The sequence below is a fragment of the Brevundimonas sp. genome (genome assembly GCF_019636155.1).
Classification (GTDB): domain Bacteria; phylum Pseudomonadota; class Alphaproteobacteria; order Caulobacterales; family Caulobacteraceae; genus Brevundimonas.
Window position 1 is genome coordinate 1 of record NZ_JAHBYB010000033.1, and the last position, 3,750, is coordinate 3,750.

The following is a 3,750-nucleotide window of genomic DNA, read 5'->3' on the forward strand; positions in this document are numbered from 1 at the left end:
GATCCGAGGATCTGGTCCGCCGGAACATTCCTGAGAATGGGCCCCGGCGAGGCGGCGGAACCTATGTCAGGGCCTTGATGCGATCAAGCCCGGTTCCGGGTTTTTTTTGAGCCCCGCCCCGGCGGGCGAAAACACCCGCCGGAACAGAGATTTGAAGGATCAATCGTCGTCCTTGGACGGCTTGACCAGATCGTCGTCCAGGCTGTCGTCGTCCTCGTCCTCGATGAAGGGGACGGAGTCGTCGTCGTCATCGTCCAGCACCTCGTCGTCGTCGCCGTCGGACGTGCCCATGCCGGCGTCGTCGCCGCTCTCGGCGTCGTCGTCATCGTCGTCGGGCGTCAGGATGCGCTCGTGGCCTTCCTGGTCGATCTCGGGCGCGGAGGGGGTTTCATCCTCCTCCTCGTCGTCGCCCTCGGCCTTCTTCTTGTCCTGGACCTGATCGTCCTGATCCTGCTCTTCGGTCTCTTCGGGCGCATAGCCGGCGCGGCCGCGCGTGCGGCGCGACTTCAGGGCCTCTTCGGGATCGAATTCGGTCTCGCATTTGGGGCAGCGGGCGGGCCGGCGATTCAGGTCGTAGAATTTCGCCTGGCAGTTGGGGCAGACCTGCTTGGCGCCCAGTTCGGGATTGGCCACGGGGGATAGACCTCTGGCGGGGGGTGGAATCGGGCCGGTCCCTTGCCACCCCCCGGACCCGCTGTCAAAACCCGATTTCGCGCGACGCAGGCGCGCCCGCCCCCAATCGCATTCTCCGGAGCCGCCGGCCGTGCCTTCGCCGTCCGATCTGACCGCCCGTCCCGGCGGCCGCCTGACGGGAACGGCGACCGCGCCGGGCGACAAGTCCGTCTCGCACCGCGCCCTGATACTGGGCGGCCTGGCCCAGGGCGTGACCGAGATCGAGGGGCTGCTGGAGTCCGAGGACATCCTGGCCACCGCCCGGGCGGTCGAGGCCTTCGGCGCCGGGGTCGAGCGGCTGGACGACGGACGCTGGCGGGTGACGGGGCGCGGCGGCTTCCGCAGCCCGCCGGGCGTGATCGACTGCGGCAACGCCGGCACGGGGGTGCGGCTGCTGATGGGGGCGGCGGCGGGCTATGATCTGAGCGCGACCTTCGACGGCGACGCCTCGTTGCGGCAGCGGCCGATGAAGCGGGTGACCGGCCCCCTGGGGGCCATGGGGGCGCGGTTCGACTGGGCCGGGCAGGAGGATCGCCTGCCGCTGACCCTGGGCGGCGGGGGCCTGCGGGCCATCGCGCATGTGCAGGACGTGGCCTCGGCCCAGATCAAGTCGGCCATCCTGCTGGCGGGGCTGAACGCCGCCGGGACCACGGTGGTGATCGAGCCGGAAAAGAGCCGCGATCACACCGAGCGGATGCTGAGGGCCTTCGGCGCACGGGTGCGGGTCCAGGAGGAAGGCCGGGGCTGGCGCATCGCCCTGGAGGGCGGCCAGCGGTTGAAGGGGACGGCTGTGGCCGTGTCGGGCGATCCGTCCTCGGCGGCCTTTCCCCTGGCGGCGGGGCTGATCGTTCCGGGGGCCGAGGTGGCGGTTCGGAACGTCATGCTGAACCCGCTGCGGACCGGCCTGTTCGAGACCTGGCGCGAGATGGGCGCCGATCTGACGGTGTCGAACGCGCGCGACAGCGGCGGCGAGACGGTGGGTGACGTCACCGCGCGCCATTCCCGGCTGAAGGGCGTGGTCGTGCCGCCGGACCGGGCGGCGTCGATGATCGACGAATATCCGATCCTGGCCGCGACGGCGGCCTTCGCGGACGGATCGACGGTCATGCGCGGGATCGGCGAGATGCGGGTCAAGGAAAGCGATCGCATCGCCCTGATGGCCGCCGGTCTCTCGGCCTGCGGCGTGGCGGTGGAGGAGGAGCCGGAGGGTTTCATCGTCGCCGGCGGGCCGGTGCGCGGCGGGGCCAGGGTGACCACCCACGGCGACCACCGCATCGCCATGAGCCATCTGATCCTGGGCCTGGCGGCGGAACAGGCCGTGAGCGTGGACGAACCCGGCATGATCGCCACCAGCTTTCCAGGGTTCGTGGCGCTGATGCAGGGCCTGGGGGCGGATATTGGAGAATAGGCCTCTATCCACGTCCGGAGGCCTTTTCAGAGCCGCCCTGATTTCGGCTGCGGCGACGCTTTGCGTCGTTGGGGCCGCTCTTGTTGACGGATACGACGGGGAAACACGGCTCAAGCATGGCGGGGTCGTTCGCTTGGCTGACCATCCTCAGGCGTTCAAAGGCGTCCTGACTATTCGCTACCTGCCCTTGGCCTCTATTACGGGCACGGTAGCCTTGAGCTTCGCGCTCGGCGGATTGGGAATGCAGATGTCTCGGAAGTCAAAATCTTGAGCCGCAGGCTGATCATCGCCGTCGATGGGCCTGCCGCCTCGGGCAAGGGGACGATCGCCGCGCGGCTGGCGGTCCACTATGGCCTGCCGCATCTGGACACCGGCCTGCTGTATCGCGCCGTGGGGGTGAAGGTGCTGGGCGACGGCCATTCGCCGGACGACGCCGAGGCGGCCGAGGCGGCGGCCCGGTCGATGGTCCCCGCCGGCCTGACGGAGGACGCCCGCCTGACCACCGGCGAGGCGGGCGAGGCCGCCAGCCGCGTGGCCGGTCATCCGGGGGTGCGGGCGGCCCTGCTGGAACTGCAGCAGGATTTCGCGGCCCAGCCGGGCGGGGCGGTGCTGGACGGGCGCGACATCGGCACGGTGATCGCCCCGGACGCCACGGCCAAGCTGTTCGTCACCGCCACACCCGAAGTCCGCGCGCGGCGGCGCTGGCGGCAGCTGACCGACCGGGGCGACGTCATCGCCTTCGAGGAGATGCTGGCCGACATCCAGCGGCGCGACCAACGCGACGCCGGGCGCGGGGCGGCGCCCATGGTCAGGGCCGAGGACGCGGTCTTGCTGGATACGACCGATATGGATATAGAGGCCGCCTTCGATGCGGCCCGCCGTATCGTCGAGGCGGCGCGCGCTTCCCGATAGAGAAGCAAATCCAACGCGTCCTCCCTCGGCTTCCGCGGGCGATACCGGACGTTGACGCGACCCGCATCCCGACGACCCGACCCTATCCGTTTTCACCCACCCGTGCGGGGCCGACCGGCCGCGCGCCATCAGCCTTTCAGAAACCCCAGAGCTTCATGACCGACACCCTTACCCCCACCCGCGACGATTTCGCCGCCCTTCTGGACCAGCAGCTGCAGGGCCGCGACCTTGGCGAAGGCCAGGTCGTCCACGGCCGCGTCGTCGGCATCGAAAAGGACATCGTCATCATCGACGTGGGCCTGAAGACCGAAGGCCGCATCGCCATGCGCGAGTTCGGCCAGGGCGAAGGCGCCGTCCTGCCCAAGGTCGGCGACAACGTCGAGGTCTATCTGGAGCGCGTCGAGAACGCGATGGGCGAGGCGGTCATCAGCCGCGACAAGGCCCGCCGCGAGGAAGCCTGGACCCGTCTGGAAGCCGTGTTTGAACGCGGCGAGCCGGTCGAAGGCGCCATCGTCGGCCGCGTCAAGGGCGGCTTCACCGTCGATCTGGGCGGCGCCTCGGCCTTCCTGCCGGGCTCGCAGGTCGATATCCGCCCGGTGCGCGACGTCGCCCCGCTGATGGGCAAGGAACAGCCCTTCGCCATCCTGAAAATGGACCGCCCGCGCGGCAACATCGTCGTCTCGCGCCGCGCCATCCTGGAAGAGGCCCGCGCCGAGCAGCGCACCGAACTGGTCGGCCAGCTGGCCGAGGGCGAAGTG

At 70.0% G+C, this 3,750-nt stretch carries 4 protein-coding genes; 3 read left to right on the forward strand and 1 reads right to left on the reverse strand.

Annotation, left to right across the window (positions count from 1 at the left end):
• Positions 1 to 159: 159 nt before the first annotated feature.
• Positions 160 to 633: a TIGR02300 family protein gene (locus tag KF910_RS14150; RefSeq protein ID WP_292264051.1), complete on the reverse strand. Its 474-nt coding sequence runs from the start codon at positions 631 to 633 to the stop codon at positions 160 to 162.
• Positions 634 to 763: 130 nt separating this feature from the next.
• Between KF910_RS14150 and aroA the strand changes: the two genes are divergently transcribed.
• From aroA to KF910_RS14165, 3 genes are all read left to right on the forward strand, one after another.
• Positions 764 to 2,080, forward strand: a complete 1,317-nt coding sequence (gene aroA / locus KF910_RS14155) for a 3-phosphoshikimate 1-carboxyvinyltransferase (protein ID WP_292264053.1) — start codon at positions 764 to 766, stop codon at positions 2,078 to 2,080.
• 267 nt (positions 2,081 to 2,347) lie between these two features.
• A complete protein-coding gene (cmk, locus tag KF910_RS14160) occupies positions 2,348 to 2,992 on the forward strand; it encodes a (d)CMP kinase (RefSeq protein WP_292264055.1) in 645 nt (214 codons plus the stop codon).
• Between the two features lie 155 nt (positions 2,993 to 3,147).
• On the forward strand, positions 3,148 to 3,750 hold a 603-nt coding region (locus KF910_RS14165), incomplete at its 3' end, for a S1 RNA-binding domain-containing protein (protein ID WP_292264057.1).